17 protein-coding genes are annotated in these 18,416 nt (G+C 61.0%); 7 read left to right on the top strand and 10 right to left on the bottom strand.

What is annotated here, in order from left to right; genetic code table 11:
* Positions 1 to 256: 256 nt before the first annotated feature.
* Together QQK16_RS18245 and QQK16_RS18240 are read right to left on the bottom strand one after the other, a co-directional pair.
* Positions 257 to 562, bottom strand: coding sequence for a cupin domain-containing protein (locus tag QQK16_RS18245; RefSeq protein WP_308447073.1), 306 nt, complete (start codon positions 560 to 562; stop codon positions 257 to 259).
* Positions 563 to 594: 32 nt separating this feature from the next.
* The gene (locus tag QQK16_RS18240) at positions 595 to 1,182 is read right to left on the bottom strand and encodes a LexA family protein (RefSeq protein WP_284197912.1); all 588 of its coding nucleotides are present in this window, start codon (positions 1,180 to 1,182) and stop codon (positions 595 to 597) included.
* Between the two features lie 228 nt (positions 1,183 to 1,410).
* On the opposite strand from QQK16_RS18240, the gene QQK16_RS18235 reads away from it, so the two are divergent.
* From QQK16_RS18235 to QQK16_RS18210, 6 genes are all read left to right on the top strand, one after another.
* A complete protein-coding gene (locus QQK16_RS18235; protein ID WP_284197911.1) occupies positions 1,411 to 3,333 on the top strand; it encodes a PrkA family serine protein kinase in 1,923 nt (640 codons plus the stop codon).
* Positions 3,334 to 3,408: 75 nt separating this feature from the next.
* Positions 3,409 to 4,680, top strand: coding sequence for a YeaH/YhbH family protein (locus tag QQK16_RS18230; RefSeq protein WP_284197910.1), 1,272 nt, complete (start codon positions 3,409 to 3,411; stop codon positions 4,678 to 4,680).
* On the top strand, positions 4,677 to 6,239 hold the full coding sequence (locus QQK16_RS18225; RefSeq protein ID WP_284197909.1) for a SpoVR family protein: 1,563 nt from the start codon (positions 4,677 to 4,679) through the stop codon (positions 6,237 to 6,239). Before QQK16_RS18230 ends, QQK16_RS18225 begins: the two co-directional genes overlap by 4 nt.
* Before the next feature lie 204 nt (positions 6,240 to 6,443).
* On the top strand, positions 6,444 to 6,839 hold the full coding sequence (locus QQK16_RS18220; protein ID WP_284197908.1) for a hypothetical protein: 396 nt from the start codon (positions 6,444 to 6,446) through the stop codon (positions 6,837 to 6,839).
* 270 nt (positions 6,840 to 7,109) lie between these two features.
* On the top strand, positions 7,110 to 7,646 hold the full coding sequence (locus QQK16_RS18215) for a GNAT family N-acetyltransferase (RefSeq protein WP_284197907.1): 537 nt from the start codon (positions 7,110 to 7,112) through the stop codon (positions 7,644 to 7,646).
* 200 nt (positions 7,647 to 7,846) lie between these two features.
* Positions 7,847 to 8,722, top strand: coding sequence for a 5'-nucleotidase, lipoprotein e(P4) family (locus QQK16_RS18210; protein WP_284197906.1), 876 nt, complete (start codon positions 7,847 to 7,849; stop codon positions 8,720 to 8,722).
* A 262-nt stretch (positions 8,723 to 8,984) separates the two neighbouring features.
* Here the strand turns inward: QQK16_RS18210 and QQK16_RS18205 are convergent, their stop codons facing one another.
* From QQK16_RS18205 to QQK16_RS18170, 8 genes are all read right to left on the bottom strand, one after another.
* The gene (locus tag QQK16_RS18205) at positions 8,985 to 10,289 is read right to left on the bottom strand and encodes a DUF58 domain-containing protein (RefSeq protein ID WP_284197905.1); all 1,305 of its coding nucleotides are present in this window, start codon (positions 10,287 to 10,289) and stop codon (positions 8,985 to 8,987) included.
* Positions 10,286 to 11,269 carry an AAA family ATPase gene (locus QQK16_RS18200; RefSeq protein WP_284197904.1) on the bottom strand — a complete coding sequence of 328 codons (984 nt, stop codon included), beginning with the start codon at positions 11,267 to 11,269 and terminating at the stop codon, positions 10,286 to 10,288. The genes QQK16_RS18205 and QQK16_RS18200 overlap by 4 nt, the downstream gene beginning before the upstream one ends.
* Positions 11,259 to 12,650 carry a DUF4350 domain-containing protein gene (locus QQK16_RS18195; protein WP_284197903.1) on the bottom strand — a complete coding sequence of 464 codons (1,392 nt, stop codon included), beginning with the start codon at positions 12,648 to 12,650 and terminating at the stop codon, positions 11,259 to 11,261. The genes QQK16_RS18200 and QQK16_RS18195 overlap by 11 nt, the downstream gene beginning before the upstream one ends.
* Positions 12,647 to 14,236 (bottom strand): hypothetical protein, encoded by a 1,590-nt coding sequence (locus tag QQK16_RS18190; protein ID WP_284197902.1) that lies wholly within the window; start codon positions 14,234 to 14,236, stop codon positions 12,647 to 12,649. The genes QQK16_RS18195 and QQK16_RS18190 overlap by 4 nt, the downstream gene beginning before the upstream one ends.
* On the bottom strand, positions 14,226 to 15,182 hold the full coding sequence (locus tag QQK16_RS18185) for a stage II sporulation protein M (RefSeq protein ID WP_284197901.1): 957 nt from the start codon (positions 15,180 to 15,182) through the stop codon (positions 14,226 to 14,228). Before QQK16_RS18185 ends, QQK16_RS18190 begins: the two co-directional genes overlap by 11 nt.
* Positions 15,179 to 15,862 carry an RDD family protein gene (locus QQK16_RS18180; protein ID WP_284197900.1) on the bottom strand — a complete coding sequence of 228 codons (684 nt, stop codon included), beginning with the start codon at positions 15,860 to 15,862 and terminating at the stop codon, positions 15,179 to 15,181. Before QQK16_RS18180 ends, QQK16_RS18185 begins: the two co-directional genes overlap by 4 nt.
* Entirely contained in the window at positions 15,862 to 16,347 is a 486-nt protein-coding gene (locus QQK16_RS18175) for an RDD family protein (RefSeq protein ID WP_284197899.1), read from the bottom strand. Before QQK16_RS18175 ends, QQK16_RS18180 begins: the two co-directional genes overlap by 1 nt.
* 93 nt (positions 16,348 to 16,440) lie before the next feature.
* Complete coding sequence (locus QQK16_RS18170) at positions 16,441 to 16,725, bottom strand: DUF2917 domain-containing protein (RefSeq protein ID WP_284197898.1); 285 nt, start codon at positions 16,723 to 16,725, stop codon at positions 16,441 to 16,443.
* A 208-nt stretch (positions 16,726 to 16,933) separates the two neighbouring features.
* Here QQK16_RS18170 and QQK16_RS18165 point away from each other — a divergent pair, with 208 nt between their 5' ends.
* A complete protein-coding gene (locus QQK16_RS18165) occupies positions 16,934 to 18,406 on the top strand; it encodes an aminotransferase-like domain-containing protein (protein WP_284197897.1) in 1,473 nt (490 codons plus the stop codon).
* Positions 18,407 to 18,416 lie beyond the last annotated feature (10 nt).

Here is an 18,416-nt window from a genome sequence, read left to right as displayed (position 1 = left end):
CCCGTGTGAAAGTAGGTCACCGCCAGGCTCCCCATAAAAGCCCCAGACTCACCAGAGTCTGGGGCTTTTGCTTTGCGGGTTTGGGATTGCGATTGGCGGGGGTGACCTTCCGACGTCGCTTCCCCCACGCAGGTCTACCAGGAATTAGTTAGCATGCGGCGTCGGCGACGTTGTGCCCCAGATTCAGTAGCGGAGAGGCCTTAGGCCTGATCCCCCAAGTTCAGGAGATGAACGAATAGGTGCCGGTGCCAAAGCATCAATCGATAATGACAAGTGTGCCCTGGCTACCAGGGGCTACTGCATGTGGCAGGCCCGCTGGTACCAGGTAAAGCTGGCCGGCCCCTACTTCGACGAGTGCGTCGTCCACACTCAAGCGCATCTGCCCCTCCAGTACCAGTAGCGCTTCTGCGTAGTCATGGGTCTCTGCCGGGTAGGCCATGTCATCCATGCGCAGCACCTTGATATTGGCGCCGCCAACGCGCCCCATGATGCTGGATTGCCATGCCTGCGGCAGGCTGTCTGCACAGCCCAGCAGATTGATCAGATTCATCGGGGTTGGCATGTTGGTTTGCAGTTCTTTCAAGTAGTGTCAGTTCAGCGGTATTTACGCACCAGGCCCACCATCACGCCAAAGATTTCCAGATTGCCCTGTGGCCGTATGGTGGGGTAGGCGGGGTTGGCGGGTTGCAAGATGTATTTGCCGCCTTCCTTGGCCAGGGTCTTGAGCGTGAATTCGTTGTCGACAATGGCGACGACGATATCGCCTACATTGGCCACATTGCGTCGCTCTATCACCGCCAGATCGCCTGAATGGATGCCGGCATCGATCATGGAGTCACCCTTGACCGGAATAAGCTGGGTGTGGGATGGCCGGTTGATCAGGTACTGATCAAGTACGAAGGCGTCGGCCCCGACATCGCGTGCGGCGACGGGCATGCCGGCGGGCACGGGTTGGGTGGACAGCGTGCGCTCGAAGAAGCGGTCGGTGGGTACCCAATCGCCGTCGCTGCTACGCGACAGAAAGCCCTGCAGCTGTAGCCGTGACAGCAGCTTGGAGACGGCTGATTTGCTGGCAAAGCCGAGCAAGCTCATCAGCCGTGCGTAAGACGGAAGGCAACGTTCGTCGGCGTAGTAGTCCTGCATCCGACCGAGATAGTCGAGGTCGCGTTCGAATTCATTCATGGATTTAGCCTTGGAGAACGGATGTTCGCCAACTGTAGAGAACGTACGTTCTCTTGGCAAGTACTGCGTGATGTCATGGCAAGCGGCTGGCATGTGCTATACCAAAACCAAGGCCCGACGCCGCTTAGAACAATAAAACCAAATCACGATTCCTCGCGCGAACTTTTGCCCGCGCACCGTTCCAAAACCTATGTCGATGCCAGACATGCCTGAACGAGAGGGGTAGCAATGGATATCTTCGCCAACTTCAGCAGCCGTTATGACCGTACCCGTGAGGAGGAAATGAGCCTGCGCGAGTACCTGGAAATGTGCAAGCGCGACCATGCAGCCTATGCCACGGCTGCCGAGCGCATGCTGATGGCCATAGGTGAGCCGGAAATGGTCGACACCCGCAACGACTCCCGTTTGTCGCGCGTGTTCGCCAACAAGATGATACGGGTCTATCCCGCCTTCCGTGAGTTCTACGGCATGGAGGAAGTCATAGAGCAGGTGGTGGCCTATTTCCGCCATGCGGCGCAGGGCTTGGAAGAGCGCAAGCAGATACTGTATCTGTTGGGGCCGGTGGGGGGCGGCAAGTCTTCCATCGCCGAGAAGCTGAAGGAGTTGATGGAGCGGGTGCCGTTCTACTGCATCAAGGGCAGCCCGGTGAACGAGTCGCCGCTGGGCTTGTTCAATGAGGCTGAAGACGGCCCTATTCTGGAGGAGCAGTACGGCATACCGCGCCGCTATATCAAGTGCATACCCAGCCCATGGGCAGTGAAGCGGCTACAGGAATTCAATGGCGACGTGGACCAGTTCCGCGTGGTCAAGCGTTACCCCTCGGTACTCAAGCAGATTGCCGTGGCCAAGACTGAGCCGGGGGATGAGAACAATCAGGACATTTCGTCGCTGACCGGCAAGGTGGATATCCGCAAGCTGGAGAAGTATGCGCAGGATGACCCGGACGCCTACAGCTACTCGGGCGGTCTGTGCCTGGCCAACCAGGGCCTGCTGGAGTTTGTGGAAATGTTCAAGGCACCCATCAAGGTGCTGCACCCCTTGCTGACGGCCACCCAGGAGGGCAATTTCAAGGGCACCGAGGGTTTTGGGGCGATACCGTTTGACGGCATAGTGTTGGCCCACTCCAATGAATCGGAATGGAAGCAGTTCAAGAACAACAAGAACAATGAGGCTTTCCTTGATCGTATCTATATCGTCAAGGTGCCTTACTGCCTCCGTGTCAGCGAAGAGGTGAAGATCTACGAGAAGCTGGTGCGCAACTCCTCATTGCACAATGCGCCCTGCGCTCCCGGCACACTCAAGATGATGTCGCAGTTTTCCATACTCTCCCGACTCAAGGACCCGGAGAACTCCAGCGTCTATTCCAAGATGCAGGTGTATGACGGCGAGAACCTCAAGGATACCGATCCCAAGGCCAAATCCATTCAGGAGTATCGCGACTTTGCCGGGGTAGACGAGGGCATGGATGGCCTCTCTACCCGCTGGGCTTTCAAGATACTGTCCAAGGTATTCAATTTCGATCACTCCGAGGTGGCGGCCAACCCGGTGCATCTGCTGTATGTGCTGGAGCAGCAGGTGGAGCGCGAACAGTTTGCGCCGGAGACCGAGCAGAAGTACCTGGCCTATATCAAGGAATACCTGGCCGGACGCTATGTGGAGTTCATTGGTAAGGAGATTCAGACCGCGTATCTGGAGAGCTACTCCGAGTATGGCCAGAATATCTTTGACCGCTATGTGACCTTTGCCGATTTCTGGATACAGGATCAGGAATACCGTGACCCGGATACCGGCGAGAGTTTTGACCGCAATGCGCTCAACAATGAGCTGGAGAAGATAGAGAAACCGGCCGGTATCAGCAACCCCAAGGACTTCCGCAACGAGATCGTCAATTTCGTGTTGCGGGCCAGGGCGAACAATGGTGGCAAGAACCCGACCTGGACCAGCTACGAGAAGCTGCGGGCGGTGATCGAGAAAAAGATGTTCTCGAACACCGAGGAGTTGCTGCCGGTGATCTCGTTCAATGCCAAGGGCAGCAACGAGGATGCCAAGAAGCATGAGGACTTCGTCAATCGCATGGTGGCCAAGGGCTATACCGCCAAACAGGTTCGCCTGCTGTGCGATTGGTATCTGCGTGTAAGGAAGTCTTCCTGATGCGGTGAGGTGCAAAGGGCGAGGCGGGCGCAATCCCCGCCTTGGCGTTGCAACACCGCCAGGAGGGAGCACGGTATGGTTCACCTGATAGATCGAAGACTCAATGGCAAGAACAAGTCTGCCATCAACCGGGAGCGCTTCTTGCGGCGCTTCAAGGGGCAGATCAAGGAAGCGGTGACTCGGGCGGTCAAGGGCCGCTCCATCACTGATATCGACAGTGGCGAGAAGGTATCCATCCCGGTCAAGGATGTATCGGAACCGGTATTCGGCCATGCCCGAGGCGGGGTATGGGAGACGGTACACCCCGGCAACAAGGAGTACCTGCAGGGCGACCACATAGACCGGCCGGAAGAGGGCGGTGGCGGTAGTGGTTCAGGCAAGGCGTCGCAAGATGGTGAGGGCGAAGATGATTTCGTCTTCGAACTGAGCCGAGAGGAGTTTCTCAATTTCTTCTTTGACGACTTGGAGCTACCCAACCTGGTCAAGACCCAGCTGACCGCCACGCAGGCGTTCAAGAACGTACGGGCGGGCTACAGTACCGACGGTACGCCTTCCAATATCGATGTGGTGCGTTCACTCAAAGGGGCGCTGGGGCGGCGAATTGCCCTGACAGCCGGGCCCATGGCCAGGCTCAATGAGGCGCGGGAAGAATTGGACGTCTTGCTGGAACGTAGCGACGAGGACGACCCGGCGGTGCGCGCCCTGAGGGACGAAATCCACTCGCTCAAAACCCGCATCATCGGTATTCCCTTCATCGACCCGTTTGACTTGCGCTACAGCAACCGGGTGAAACAACCACGGCCGCATACCCAGGCGGTGATGTTCTGCGTGATGGACGTATCGGGCTCGATGGACGAGCAGAAAAAGGATACGGCCAAGCGCTTCTTCATCCTGCTGTATCTCTTCCTGACCCGCGCCTACGAGAAGATAGAGGTGGTGTTTGTGCGCCACCACACCCAGGCGCAGGAGGTGAATGAGCACGATTTCTTTCACGCCCGCGATACCGGTGGTACGGTGGTTAGCTCGGCGCTCAAGCTGGTGGACCAAATCATTACCGAGCGCTATCCCACCAACGACTGGAATATCTATGTCGCTCAGGCCAGCGATGGTGACAACTGGGATAGCGACTCGCTGGTGTGCAAGGATTTGCTGCTGGGGCACATCCTGCCCATGGTGCAGTACTACGCCTATATCGAAATTACGGAGGGTGAGCCGCAGAACCTGTGGATGGAGTACGAAAAGGTAAGAGATGCGTGCGCGCAGTTTGCCATGCGCAAGATCCAGTCACCGGCGGATATCTACCCGGTGTTTCGCGACCTGTTCAAGAAGAATACGGCGGCCGCATGACTGACACCATAGCCTCTCCCAGCAGTGCAAAGCGCAAACGCGCCAAGCGGCCCAAGGGACCGCTGTCCATCGGGTCGGAATGGACTTTCGAGCTGATAGACAAGTACTACAACGAGATACGCCGGGTGGCGGAGGACTTCGAGCTGGATACCTATCCCAACCAGCTGGAAATCATCACGGCCGAGCAGATGATGGATGCCTATGCTTCGGTCGGTATGCCGGTGATGTATCACCACTGGAGTTACGGCAAACACTTTCTGCAGACCGAGAAGGGCTACAAGCGGGGCCAGATGGGGCTGGCCTACGAGATCGTCATCAACTCCAATCCCTGCATCTCCTATCTGATGGAGGAGAACTCCATCACCATGCAGGCCCTGGTGATAGCCCATGCTGCCTTTGGCCACAACAGTTTCTTCAAGGGTAACTACTTGTTCCGGGCCTGGACCGATGCTAGTGCCATCATCGATTACCTGGTGTTTGCCCGGCACTATATCCGCCAGTGCGAGGAGCGCTATGGCGTGGATGCGGTGGAAGAACTGCTGGATAGCTGCCATGCCCTGATGAACTATGGCGTGGACCGTTACAAACGGCCGCCCAAGCTTTCGGTAGAGGAAGAGCGCATACGCCAGAGCGAGCGCGAGTCGTATCTGCAGAGCCAGGTGAACGATCTGTGGCGTACCTTGCCGCGCCGTGCTGAAGAGGCCGAGAAGACCGAACAACGGCGCTTTCCGTCCGAGCCGCAGGAAAACTTGCTGTACTTTATCGAGAAGTACGCCCCCTTGCTGGAGCCCTGGCAGCGTGAAGTGGTACGCATTGTGCGCAAGGTGGCACAGTATTTCTATCCACAGCGGCAGACCCAGGTCATGAACGAGGGCTGGGCCACCTTCTGGCATTACACCATCATGAACCGGCTATACGATGAAGGCCTGCTCAGCGATGGTGCCATCATGGAGTTCCTGCACTCGCATACCAATGTGGTCTATCAGCCACCGGTGACCAGTCGTTACTACTCTGGCATCAATCCCTATGCGCTGGGGTTTGCCATGTACACCGATATCAAGCGTATCTGTGAGCAGCCCACCGAGGAAGACAGGCATTGGTTCCCCGACCTGGCTGGGACTGCATGGCGGCCCGCGCTGGAGTTCGCCATGAAGAACTTCAAGGACGAGAGCTTTATCGCGCAATACCTCTCGCCCAAGCTGATACGCGACTTTCGCCTGTTTGCGGTGAAGGACGACGACCAGGAGGCGCAGCTGGAAGTCAGCGCCATCCACAATGAAGACGGTTATCGCGATATACGGCGCAAGCTTGCCGATCAGTACAACTTGGGTAATCGCGAGCCGAATATCCAAGTGTGGGAAGTCAATGTACGGGGTGACCGTGCGCTGACGCTGCGGCATGTGCAGAACCACCGCCGGCCCTTGGCCAATACGGTACACGAGGTACTCAAGCATATCGCCAGGCTGTGGGGCTTTTCGGTGAAGCTGGAAAGCTGTGACCCTGAGGGCAAGGTGATACTGACCTATGAGTGTAAGCTGGAGAAGCGCCACGGGGGATGAGGGTCGCTAATTGTAGCCCCCTCGCGTGACACCTCGCCAGCCTGGCGGGCGCGGGTATGGGTCAATCTGATCTAAGCAGTATGCTGCACGGCTATCGGTATAATTGGGCTCTTTTGCGCCGCTAGCAGCGGAGGCGGCTGCGTTGCCCGCCCCGTTGGCTGGTCGTGGTTGCCGCGCGCCATACCCTTGAATTGATACTTCCCGATGACTAATCCCTACGCTGCACCCAAGTCCCAGATCACCGATTCGATTGCCCCTGATTCGATAGACTATGAACGCATGGATGCTGTTGCGTCAGGGCAGCGGATCTTGATCTACACGTTTATTGCTGCCCTATTGACGGGAGGGTTACGCGCACAGGTGGATCCTGTCTTGTCGTTGGTGGTGGCCCTCGCGATTGCGGCAGTCTCGATCTATGGCGCAGTGCGCGTGGATAAAGGCTTGGGCGGCTCGCTGTTCTCAAGAATTGTCTACGCGATTGCCATGCTACTTCCCCTAGTCAGTTTGATACTCATGATTACCTTGAGCATGCGGGCGACCAAGGCGCTGAGAGCGGCTGGCTATCAAGTCGGTCTGCTTGGGGCGAAAAAGCGTAGCTAGGGCAAGCCGTGTCATTCGACTGGCTAAGCCGAAATCGGACGACAGTGTAGGTGTTCGCACATACTGGGTCTTGGTTCACCGGCCGGTTGTCATCACGGTCTTCGCCAGCGCAAGCCGGTGTATGGCTTGGGACGGGGATCGCTTGATGTCGTGAGGCAGCCCTATCGCCAGCTATTCCGTGTGTGCGCAACATCATCAGGCGATAGGCAAGCGGCCAGTGGCGTTGGCAATGCGTGCTTGGCGGCTTGCCTGCCTGAATCCGGAGTCTCCATGACGCCCATCATTACGTCCCCTTTGGCTAGCTGGCCTGCAACAGCCGTTCATGCACTGATGCGCGAGGTCTATGACACGTCGGATGCCATGAGTGAGGCATTCGAGGATAAATTCCCGGACTTCGAGGCCTTTGTACAGCAGCGGCAGGACTGGCTGGTCATGCCGGGCGCCGTGGCGCTGGTGGCCCATGAAGCGGATACCCTGCTGGGCTACATACTGTTGATGCCCCGTCGGCAAGCCAAGCTGCGTCATGCGGCAGACCTGAATATGGGAGTGCATCCCGCTGCACGCGGCAAGGGCGTGGGCAGGCTGCTTTTGGCAGCGACCTTGCAGGCCGCGCGAGCGCAGGGCTTGCTGGAGATCGCTTACCTGATGGTACGGGCCGACAATACCGCCGCAGTGAAGCTCTACGAAGCTGCCGGCTTTAGCCGCCTGGCTGTGCTGGAGCGGGATACGCAGATGGATGGCCGTTATTACGACGGCTTGCTGATGCGGTATTGGCTACGGCCGCCAGGCGATCGCGCCTGGGGCTGAAAATACGGCTTGGTATCAAGGATTTAGTGGCCGGACCCGCACCTAGCCAGATCAGATGGCCGGATGCGCCGCCAACTGTCATCGCCGTGCTGAATGCGCCAGAGGCTTCGGCTATACTGCGCCCCTTTTCACACTTTTGCTGCGAAGCCGGCCCGGTCAATACCGGACGGCGTGCTTAGCCGCTTTTCTTGGAGCATTACATGCGGACCCGGTATCTATCGTGTGGCGCCATCGCCCTTATGTCGTCGTTGTCGCTGCAGGCTGCTGAGCCACCGATGGCGGAACGGGAGCAACTGAATGCCGTGGTCTGGTACCAGGCTGCAGCGGAATCGCAAGCCAATGGCGAACAGACCTACCGTGCAGCAACGGACCAATTGGCCCGGCTCAAGCGCAGCAAGGCCATTACCGCCTTGCCTGAACAACTGGCAGTAGCCGGTTACAAGCGCTTGCCGCCAGCGGTGATACTGGATATCGACGAGACCGTACTCGACAACAGCCCTTACAACGCCTGGCAGGTTGCCAGCGGGCTACCGTACTCCGAACCGTCGTGGGATGCCTGGGTGGCTGAGCGCAAGGCCACCGCCGTGCCTGGGGCCAAGGCATTCATCAGCGCCGCCCGCCGCATGGGGTTCAAGGTGCTGTATGTGACCAACCGCAACTGCGAGAAGCAGGGCGGCTACGATGCACAGGGGTGGGCCAAGACCTGCCCGCAACTGCAGGCTACCCTGGACAATCTGGAAGCCGAACTAGGCTACCGGCCCGACAATGCAGACATGCTGCTCAAGTACCAGCGTGCCGAATGGGATGGTAAGGGCGTGCGCCGGCAGCTGCTGGCAAATCGCTATCGTATCGCCATGCTGGTGGGCGATGACCTGAATGACTTTATCGACCGCACCACCTACCAACCCAAACAGCATGCCGCTAATTGGGGCCGGAGCTGGTTTGTGCTGAGCAACCCCATGTATGGCTCGTCGCTCCGCGCTCTTGGTAACAACCTGGGCAAGCGCTATGGTTCGCTGAGGCCTTGGCAGTGGGCACCGGCCAAGGTGGCTGAGCCAGCGGTGGTGAATCCCTGATTATTGCGGGGCTGGATAGGCAACTACATCAAGGGCTCCCGTAATCATGCTTTTGCAGCGTTGCGGGAGCCCCTTGGTAGAAACCAAAGTGCTCGTTGACTGGCGTGGCAGTTGTCGCTGGCTAGTGTGATGGATAGAGGGTATCCGGGTAACGCTGCACGAGCGGAAATTTCTCCAGCTGCCTTGGTAACAGGCTGCATAGCTTGCCGTAAGCATTATCTGCCAAGCCAGGAGGCGGCCAGCAACGCCGGCCTTATCCCCACTACAACTGCCCACTCTCCTTGATTGCCAGATAGCGATCCACCAACGAGGCGGCCAGCCTTTGTGGCGTCACATCGATCAGGCTGTGGGCGGGCATGCGCAGGCGCTTGATGGCTTCGCGCCGCTCGGCCAGGTAGTGCTCGGTGGCTGCCAACCTGAGTGCGCCGTTGAAATCCGGCACCGCAGCGGCCTGGGTGTCGTCCAGCGAGGCTTCGCGCAGGCTGGCACACATGACCAGATGCTTGCCCGAGAGCAGGCGGTGCGCCTCACGCATGGCGTTGTCGTCTTCGTCGCGCAGATTGGTGATCAGTACCACGAAGGCGCGCTTCTTCAGCCTGTCCAGCAGGCGTTGCGCGGCCTGCAGGTAATCGGGCGCCACTTCGCCGGCATGCAGGTCATATACCCCCGAGATCAGCCTGTCCAGGCCGCCACGGCCCTTTTGGGGGGCCATCCAACGTTCTTCCTGGCCAAAGCTCATCAGGCCGATGGCGTCGCCCTGTTTTTGGGCCACCCACGATAGGGTCAGTACGGCATTGAGGGCATGGTCAAAATGCGAGGTGTCGCCGTCGCGGGCCAGCATGCGCCGGCCGCTGTCAAGCAGAAAGACCACCTGCTGGTCGCGCTCCTCCTGGTATTCCCGGCTGATGGGCTTGAGCTGGCGGGCGGTGGCCTTCCAGTCTATGGCGCGCATACTGTCGCCTTGGCGGTATTCGCGCAGCTGGCGGAAGTCGGTGCCTTCGCCGCGCCGCCGTTTGCGTATGCTGCCCAGCTGGGGCAGGCGCTGGTCGGTGGCGGTCAGGGTGTGGCCCATGATCTTGGAGAAATCAGGGAAGACCTTGATGGTGCTGGCTTCGCCCAAGCGCAGGCGACGCTGCCATAGCGACAGCGGTGAGGTCAGCTGGACATGGGCCGGTGCAAACTGCGCCTCGCCGCGTTCTGGCGCCCGCAATTGGTAGACGAAGCGGACAAACCGGCCTGCCCGTAAACGGGTGGGGTGGGGCAGGCCCACCAGCTCCCAGCCGGCTGGGTAGCCGTCGAACAGGGTTAGCCGGGCGCTGCGGCCGCCTTCGTGGTGCAGTACCAGGGCGACCTCGCCCCAATGGCCTACCGGCCAGATGGGCTTGGTCAGCCGCTCCAGCCGCAGCTGGGGTGGGCGCCAGCCCAGGATGGCGTCGAGCAGCGCCGCCAGGCACAGGGCGCCGCCGGCTATCCACCAGACCAGCGCCAGTTGCGGCAAGGGGCCGGCCGCCAGGCCTAGTGCGGCCCAGCCAATGACCAGCCAGATCAATAGACGGCTGGGCGTCATGCGCGGGGGGCGGGCGTTTGTTCCAACAGGCTCGCCAGCAACTGGTCGGCGCTCAGGCCTTCCAGTTCGCTTTCGGGCGCCAGCGCAACGCGATGCCGCAATACTGGCAGGGCTGCGGTCTTCACATCGTCGGGGGTGACAAAGTCGCGGCCGGCCATCACGGCCATGGCGCGCGCCACCCGTATCAGCGCGATGCTGCCACGCGGGCCGGCACCAATGGCGAGGCCTGGCCAGTCGCGGCTGGCGCGCACGATGCGCACGGCGTACTCGGCGACGGCATCATCCACCCGGATCTGCGCTACCAGCTGCTGCAGGGCCACCACCGTGTCGGCCTTGATCAGGGTGGCGACGTTGGCCACGTCCAGGCTGTCGCCCAGGCGGCCCTGGGTGACGGCGCGCAGCATGGTCAGTTCTTCGGTCTCGCTGGGATAGGCGATCAGGATCTTGATCAGGAAGCGGTCCAGCTGGGCTTCCGGCAGCGGATAGGTGCCTTCCTGCTCCAGTGGGTTCTGAGTGGCCAGCACCATGAAGGGGGCTGCCAGGGTATGCGACTCGCCTTCGATGGTGACCTGGCGTTCCTGCATGACTTCCAGCAGGGCGGATTGGGTCTTGGCTGGGGCGCGGTTGATTTCATCGGCCAGCAACAGGCTGGTAAACACCGGGCCGCGACGTATGCTGAAGGTCTGGTTCTTCAGATCGAACACGGCATGGCCCATGACGTCGGCCGGCATCAGGTCGGGGGTGAACTGGATGCGCGAGAAGTCGCCGGAGAAGGTCTTGGCCAGTGCGCGCACCAGCAGGGTCTTGCCCAGGCCAGGCACGCCTTCCAGCAGCACATGGCCACCGGCGAGGAAGCAGGCCAGTATCTGGTCTACAACGGCCTGCTGGCCGATCACGGCATGGCTGATCTCCTCGCGGAGGCGGCGGACGATCTCGACGGCCTGGGTGAAACGGTCGGATACGGGGGCGCTATCGCTCATGGCTGGTTCTCAAGGTTTGCAGGGTTTGAATTTGTCGGAAGAAATCAATGGGATGGTTCGCCGGTGCCTTGTGCAGGGCCAGCTCCACCAGTTCCAATGGCAGTTTATGGCGTTCGGCCAGGTGCTGCGCCAGAGCATCAGGCTGCAGCCGTTGCAGATCAGGCGAGCGGCGCAGCAGCTGGGCCAGCGTGGCGTTGCGCATGGCCTGCAGCAAGGTGACACGGCCATTGCGGGCATGCCATAGCCAGCGGCCGCTGGCGTCGATATGCTCCATCAGTGCACGGCGGTCGGTCTGAGGGTCGGGCAGCAGCGGGCCGAACCGCATGACGGCAGACCACAACCAAAGCAACAGGGCCAGCCCCAGGCTAATCAGGCCCAGCGGCACGTAGGCCCACAGGGCTTCCTGCCAGGTGGGCATGTCCAGGCCCTGCACGATCCAGAACGGCTTGTCGGCGTTGCCATGGCTGGCCAACGCTACCAGCAGTTCGCCGTGGTCGGCTTCACGCAGGTTGTCGTTGGCAAACGGCATGTGGCTGAGCAAGATCACCTGCCCCTTGCCGTGGCGGTAGGCACGTATATGTTCGCCGTCGGTATCGCCCCATTCGGGCTCAGGGGCATCACCACCCCAGTCCAGATAACCACCCTGGCGGGCCATGCGCAGTGGGTAGGGCAGGCCGGGCAGCTGCAGCTCCACCATATTGCGGGGCAGCTTGGCTTTGGGCGCAGCGGCTGGCGCGGGTGCTTCGGCCTCTTCCGGGGCGGGCTCGCTGTCGTCCGTCGCAGGCTCAGCGGTGTCAGCCGCCGCCTCGGGCGGTGCGGCAGCGTTATCCGTTATGGTCGGCTCACCGGTTTCGCCATCATCGCTGGGGGCGGCCTCGGCTGGCGTCTCCGCTGTTGTTTCGGCTGCGCTGTCTGCCTCGGTGGGCTCCGCCGCTTGGGCAGCGTCTTCATCGTCGCTATCAGTGAATTCCAGCCAGGTATCAAACTGCGTGCTCAGCGGTGCGACCTCGCTGGCATTGGCTTCGGAGTTGGCCCGTGTGTCCGCCGTGTTGATCAGCACGCCACCCTTGGCCACCCATGCCAGCAGTTGTTGGGCCTGGGCGGGCGTCATCACATTGACGTTGTTGGCCACCAGGATGACGCCTGCATCCGGAGTCCGGCGCAGGGCGCCAGTCAGGTTGTTGTGCACCACTACCTTCTGGCCCCTGGCGGTAAGCAGGCGCTCAGCGGCCAGCATGGGGTTGCTGAGGGCCGCTTCGCTGCGATAGTGGCTGCTCTGCCAGGTGCGTTCCATATAGTGAAACCAGGCCCAGACGCTGACGGCGCAGAGCATCAGCGATAGCACGGTCAGCAAGACCTGATTGCGTTGTGGGGCGTTCATGCGGCACCGCCAAACGTTTGTTGCCAGCGGCTGCAGCTGCTATCAAGCGCTGCATCGGATGGCCATTGCTGCGCATAGGCTGCAGCCAGCCAGATGCGGGTGATGTCCTGGGTCAGCGCCAGGGTATCGGCGGGTAGTTCGCCTTGCTGATGGGCTTGCTGCGCCAGCTTCACGCAGTCACCCTCGGTGGCGCCCTGGGTCAGTGCTAATGCGTACTGGTGTACCAGCCGCGACAAGGTGGCACGATAGAGCAGGCCCAGCGCGTTGCGTTGCTGTCCTTCTGCCCACAGTTTCCTGACGGCGGTAGGAATGTCATCGGGCAGGGATTCCGGTCGTATGTCCATGCCGGCCACCTCGCCGGGCAGCTTGCGGGTCTCTGCCTGCTGGAAGGCGCCGACTATGCGGTCGCGGTAGCGGTAGAGCAGCCAGGCGACCAGGGCGATAGCGCCGAGTATGAGGATGGCCTTGGTCAGGTCGGCCGCCCAATCGGGCACCTTCTCACTGCGCTTGCCCTTGTCCTCCTCGTCCTTGTCTTCCTTTTCCGGTTCCTTAGGCGTCTTGTTCTTGGCCGTCCAGGTTTGCACACAGCGGTAGCCGCGCAGGTCGTCGTGGGTATAAACCTTGTCCAGTTCCGTACGTATGGCCTGTTGTTCGGCAGATTGCGCGGGAGTGCGCTGCCTGGCTATCAGGTCGGCTTCCACCTTTTTGTCTTCGGGCGGTTCGCACTGGGGTGCTGCCTGTACGGCTTGTGGCAGGATAAGCATAACCGCCAGCAGCACGGCCAGGGTATGGCCTACTGTGGGAAGCTTGATTGATTTGCTGCCCTGGCGCTCCTGTGCCAGGCGGCGCAGGATGATTTCGATATCCCAGGCTTCTAGTTCGGCCCGGCGGTTCAGGTAGAGTGTGAAGCAGCAGGCCGTGTAGATGGGCGCCATGACACCAACGGCGATGGCATAGCAGGCCAGGCTCATCAGGAAAACCGGCTGTGACTGGGCGATTTCCTGATCGAACAGCATCCACAGCGGGTTCATGGCATCGGGCGGTGCGGTAAACAGGCCAATCAGCGAGATCAGGCCTATCTGGAGCACAGCCTCAAAGTGAACGCAGGCGATGCCAAACCAGTAGGCGGCAGGACCGGCGCCATCTCGGCCCAATACGCGCCGGCGATCAGCGGCAAAGCGGCCACGGGCTTGCTCCAACTGCCAGATGGGTTGGTACAGGCCACGACCCGGCATAAAGAGCCGCCACCAGGTCAGCACGCGGAACCAGCCACCGCCTAACTCCTTGGGCCAGGCGCGCAGGGCCTGCCACCAGCTCAGTTGCTGACCGAATACGGCACGCGACAGCACCAGGACGATGACACGCTCCAGCAGGGGGCGCAGCCACCAGGGGATGACCAGAAAGAAAAAAGCCCAATCCTGATACTGCCAGGCCAGCAGACCACAGAGCAGGTTCAAGGGCAGCCATAAGGCCAGCCAGGTGGCGTAGCAGGTGAAATACGACTGCCGCAGCAATGCCACGCCCAGGTCCAGCGCCTGGCTGTGCGAGCGGGGCCGCAGATCAAGCTGCAGTCGATCAAGCCTCATGCTGCCCCCGTCCGGCAAACACGAAGAAGCCAATGACCAGGGCCCAGCAGATGCCACCGACAATGAATTTGGTCGTGGGGGGGATCAGGCTGGAGGCTGACCAGAAGCCTTCGAAGAAGGCTGCCAGAGCCGTCAGCAGGGCTGCACCCACCAGTACCGGGAAAATATGGCGGCTGGCGCTGATCAACGCGTGGCGGCGGCTCAGGCGTCCTGGCCGTATCAGGGTCAGGCCCAGCCGCAGGCCGGCCACGCCGGACAACAGCAGGCCGGTGATCTCGAAGCTGGCATGGGTGATGACAAAGGACCAAAACACCTCGGCCACCGCCGGGTCGCGGCTGAGCCAGGCGGCGATCACGCCAAAATGCATGCCATTGAATACCAGGCTGAACAACGCGGGTATGCCGCCGAACAGGCCGCCGGCAAAGGTGCGGAAGCAGATGGAGACGTTGTTCCAGATATAAAAGCCGAACATCATCACATCGTCGTCGCTGCCATCGCGGCCAATGTGCTCCTTGCTTGGACTATACATGGCCTCGTAGCGGGTCAGCTCCTGCCAGTCCATCCAGCTATAGGCCCAATGCGGCTGGAACCAGACCAGCAGGCCTACCGCTGCGGCAACGCCCCAGAAGGCCAGGCAGACCAGCAGTACGAGCCGCCATTCCTGCCGCACACGGCGGGGGAACTCCACGCCCAGCCAGCGGCGCAGGGTCATGGGTCGCTCCAGCGGCGTGCCGTAGAGTTTGCGATGCATGGCCAGTACCAGGCCATGCAGGTGTTCGGTCAGCAGGGGCGAGTAGCCGCGCTGCCTGGCCAGTGCCATGCTCTGGCAGAGCTGGCGGTAGAGTGCAGGCAACTGGGTTTCATTGCTGGGCTGCTTGTCAGCCAGCAGGGTGGCGACACGCTGCCACAAGGCTTCGTGCTGGGCTTCGAACAGGGCCTGCTTCATCGGGTCAATCCAGCAACATAGGCGCGCAGGCGGGCCAGAGAGGCTTCGCCGCGCAGGCCGGTAAGGGGTTCTGCCAGGTCGGCCAGCTCAAGACAGCGCGAAGGCGGCAAGTGCTCGGCACGCTCGACCAGGTCGATCAGGGCGCGTTGTTGTTCGGGCGTCAGGGGGAAGGGCAGCGGGTGCGCCTCACCAGACTGCGCAGCCTTGCGGGCGCGGGTCTTGGGGCTGTAGATCACCAGCGTGCCGGCAACCAGATCGCCAAGGCGGCGGAACCGGTGGTCAAACAGCATGCAGAGCAGGCCGGTGGCATACATCATGGGCAGGAAATCGGCGACCAGCAGCAGGTTGCGCAGCGAGGATTCGCGCCAGCCTACTGGCAAGCCGTCCTCACGGACGACTTCCAGCCCCATCCAGCGCTTGCCCAGGGTTTTGCCGCCTGCATAGACTTCGCACAGTATCGGGTAGCCCCAGTAGCTGAGGAACAACACCACCAGAAACAAGCCTTCGCCCAGATTGCTATCGCCCATGGCAAACCGTATGGCGATCGCGATCACGAATACGGCGATCAGCCACAGCACGAAATCAATCGTCCAGGCGAAAGCACGCCTGACCGGCCCGGCAGGCGTGAGCGAAAGGCGTATGCCCTCTGGCGTCAGCAGGGCAAGACGCCCATCCAGCATCAGGCTTGTACTACCTTGGTGTCAGCGATGTTGTCGTGCAGGCACAGACGGTTTTCGCGGAAGATCATCAGTGGATCCAGCAGGCTGAACAGGCCACCAACCAGAGGGATGGCGCCGATAAGGGCGGGAACCAACCAGCGCAGTGCAATCAGTCGGCCGATACCGCAATGGCTGCCATCGGTGCGCACGATGCGTACCTTCATGGCGCGCTTGCCTATGGTCTGGCCCTGGCGATGCAACATCATCAGTTGGTAGATCACTAGGCCAATGACGGCCAGGCCGGAGATGCCGCCGGCGATACCAGCCACAGCACCGGTGCCGTCGCCAACCATAAACGCCAAGCCAAAAGGCAGCATGCAGGCCAGAACGGCAAAACCATCAATGAGGACGGCAATAAGGCGGGCGCCACGGTCAGCCAGAACCTGCTGGCCGGCTGGGGTGTCCAAAGCAACCGTGCTGGCTGCATACGGATTCGATTGATCCATTACTTCCTCCCTGGTTAGGTAGATGTTGTCCAGCATCATTGCAGACAACCCCCATTCTAGCCGGGCAGCAGCAAAAAATGACAGTGGCAAGATTCAGCCTTGACTTAATGCATTTTGCAGGTAACGGCGCAATCTTTCCAGGCCGCTGATGGCGGAGGCGGTGCGCAGGGGCTCGGTCAAGCGCACACGGCTGGGGTGCATGGCTTGCAACAGCAGCGGTTCGTCTTCTTCTATCCAGTAGCGTTGGCCAGCCGCCAGCACCACATCGGCACCGTCGGCGGTGAACCAGACGGTGCCGCTCTCCACCCACAGGCAGGCGCCGCGGCGGGCAGGCAGGGTCAGTAGGGAGTCGGCTTGTAGGGTATGGTGTTGCGACATGGTGGTTCTCCGGGTTAACCCGGCTTTTGCCAGGTGAGGCCAGCGTACGCCGCCTGGGCAAGTCTTTTTAGAGCCAGACTGTGCTGGTTTTTACCGTGTCAGTGCCGGGCAGTCGCCAACTGTCATGGTGTATTTCGGTGGCAACTGTTTCTTGGCGGTTGGGATGCTGCGGTGCAATATGCTTCTCCACCATCCAAGGATGCGCGCCATGTCCAACGAGCGAGCCGCAACCCTCTATGTCGCCCTGGCAGACGAAATTGCTGCGCAGATGGCGACGGGCACCTTGCGTGCCGGTGACAAGCTCCCCAGCCTGCGGGAGCTACGCGACAAGCGTGGCGTCAGCCTGTCAACCGTCACCGAGGCTTTTCGCCTGCTGGAAGACCGGGGGCTGATCGAAGCAAGGCCTCAATCTGGCTTTTTCGTGCGGCACAAGCTGGTTGAGCCTCCACCCACCTCGCGCCCCTCTACCGAACCTGCTGCCGTGACGGTCAACCGGCGCCTGTGGGACTACCTGCAACTGACGCGCGGCAAGCAGCATGGCTTTTGCTACGCAGTGATGGCGCCGGAATGCTTTCCCAACAGCCAGCTACAGAAGCTGATGAATGAGGCATTGAGGCGTTCGCCCACCTTGCTGTCGGAGTACGGTGGCACCCGTGGACTGGAAGTACTGCGGCGCCAAGTGGCACGGCATGCCATGGAATGGGGCGGACGGCTCAGTGCCGATGACGTGCAGATTACGGCGGGCGGCATAGAGGCGCTCAATCTGGCGCTGCGGGCCACCACCCAGCCAGGTGACGTGGTGGCGGTGGAGTCGCCCACCTATTTCGGGCTGCTGCAGTTGTTCGAGTCCATGGGGCTCAAGGCCCTGGAGATACCCACCGATCCCGAGCATGGCATCTCCTTGCCCGCGCTGGAGCTGGCGACCCGCGATGGCGGTGTGGCGGCCTGCGTGCTGATGCCCAACTTCAGCAACCCCACCGGCAGCCTGATGAGCGATACGGCCAAGCAGCAGTTGGTGCGCCTGCTGGCCGAGCGGCAGGTGCCGCTGATCGAGGACGATATCTATGGCGAGTTCTACCAGGGGCGCGAACGACCCAGGCCGGCCAAAGCGTTTGATGAAACCGGCAATGTGCTGTACGTGGCCAGCTATACCAAGCTGGTGGCACCCGGTATGCGGGTGGGCTGGATAGCCCCTGGCCGCTACCGCTCCAGGGTAGAAATACTGAAGTACATCAATACCTTCTCTACCCCAGCCATTACCCAGGCGACGCTGGCGCGTTTTCTGGAAAGCGGCGGCTACGATCACCATATGCGGCGCCTGCGCAAGCTGTGCAATAACCAGCTGGCCAGGTTGAATGACGGGCTGGACAGGTATTTCCCGGCAGGCACCCGCTGGACCCAGCCCAAGGGCGGCTATCTGTGCTGGGTGGAGCTACCCCAGGGTGCAGACAGCACGGCCTTGCTGCGGCAGTCGGCTGATGAAGGAATCAGTTTCGCCCCCGGCCCGTTGTTTTCTGCCCGCCATGCCTACCGCAACTATCTGCGCCTGTGCGCGGGGGAGCCGTGGTCGGACCGGGTCGAGACCAGGCTCCGGCGGCTGGGGGAACTGGTGCACCGGCAGTTGGATGCGACTCCGGCAAAGTTGAGCAGTGATAGCCATGCCTTGTTCGAGCTGGGCTAATGGCTTTGTG

Origin of the sequence: Chitinimonas prasina (assembly GCF_030160395.1) — a bacterium.
GTDB lineage: Bacteria > Pseudomonadota > Gammaproteobacteria > Burkholderiales > Chitinimonadaceae > Chitinimonas > Chitinimonas prasina.
Note: the sequence above shows the minus strand (reverse complement) of the source record. Positions and strands in the feature narration are given on the sequence as shown.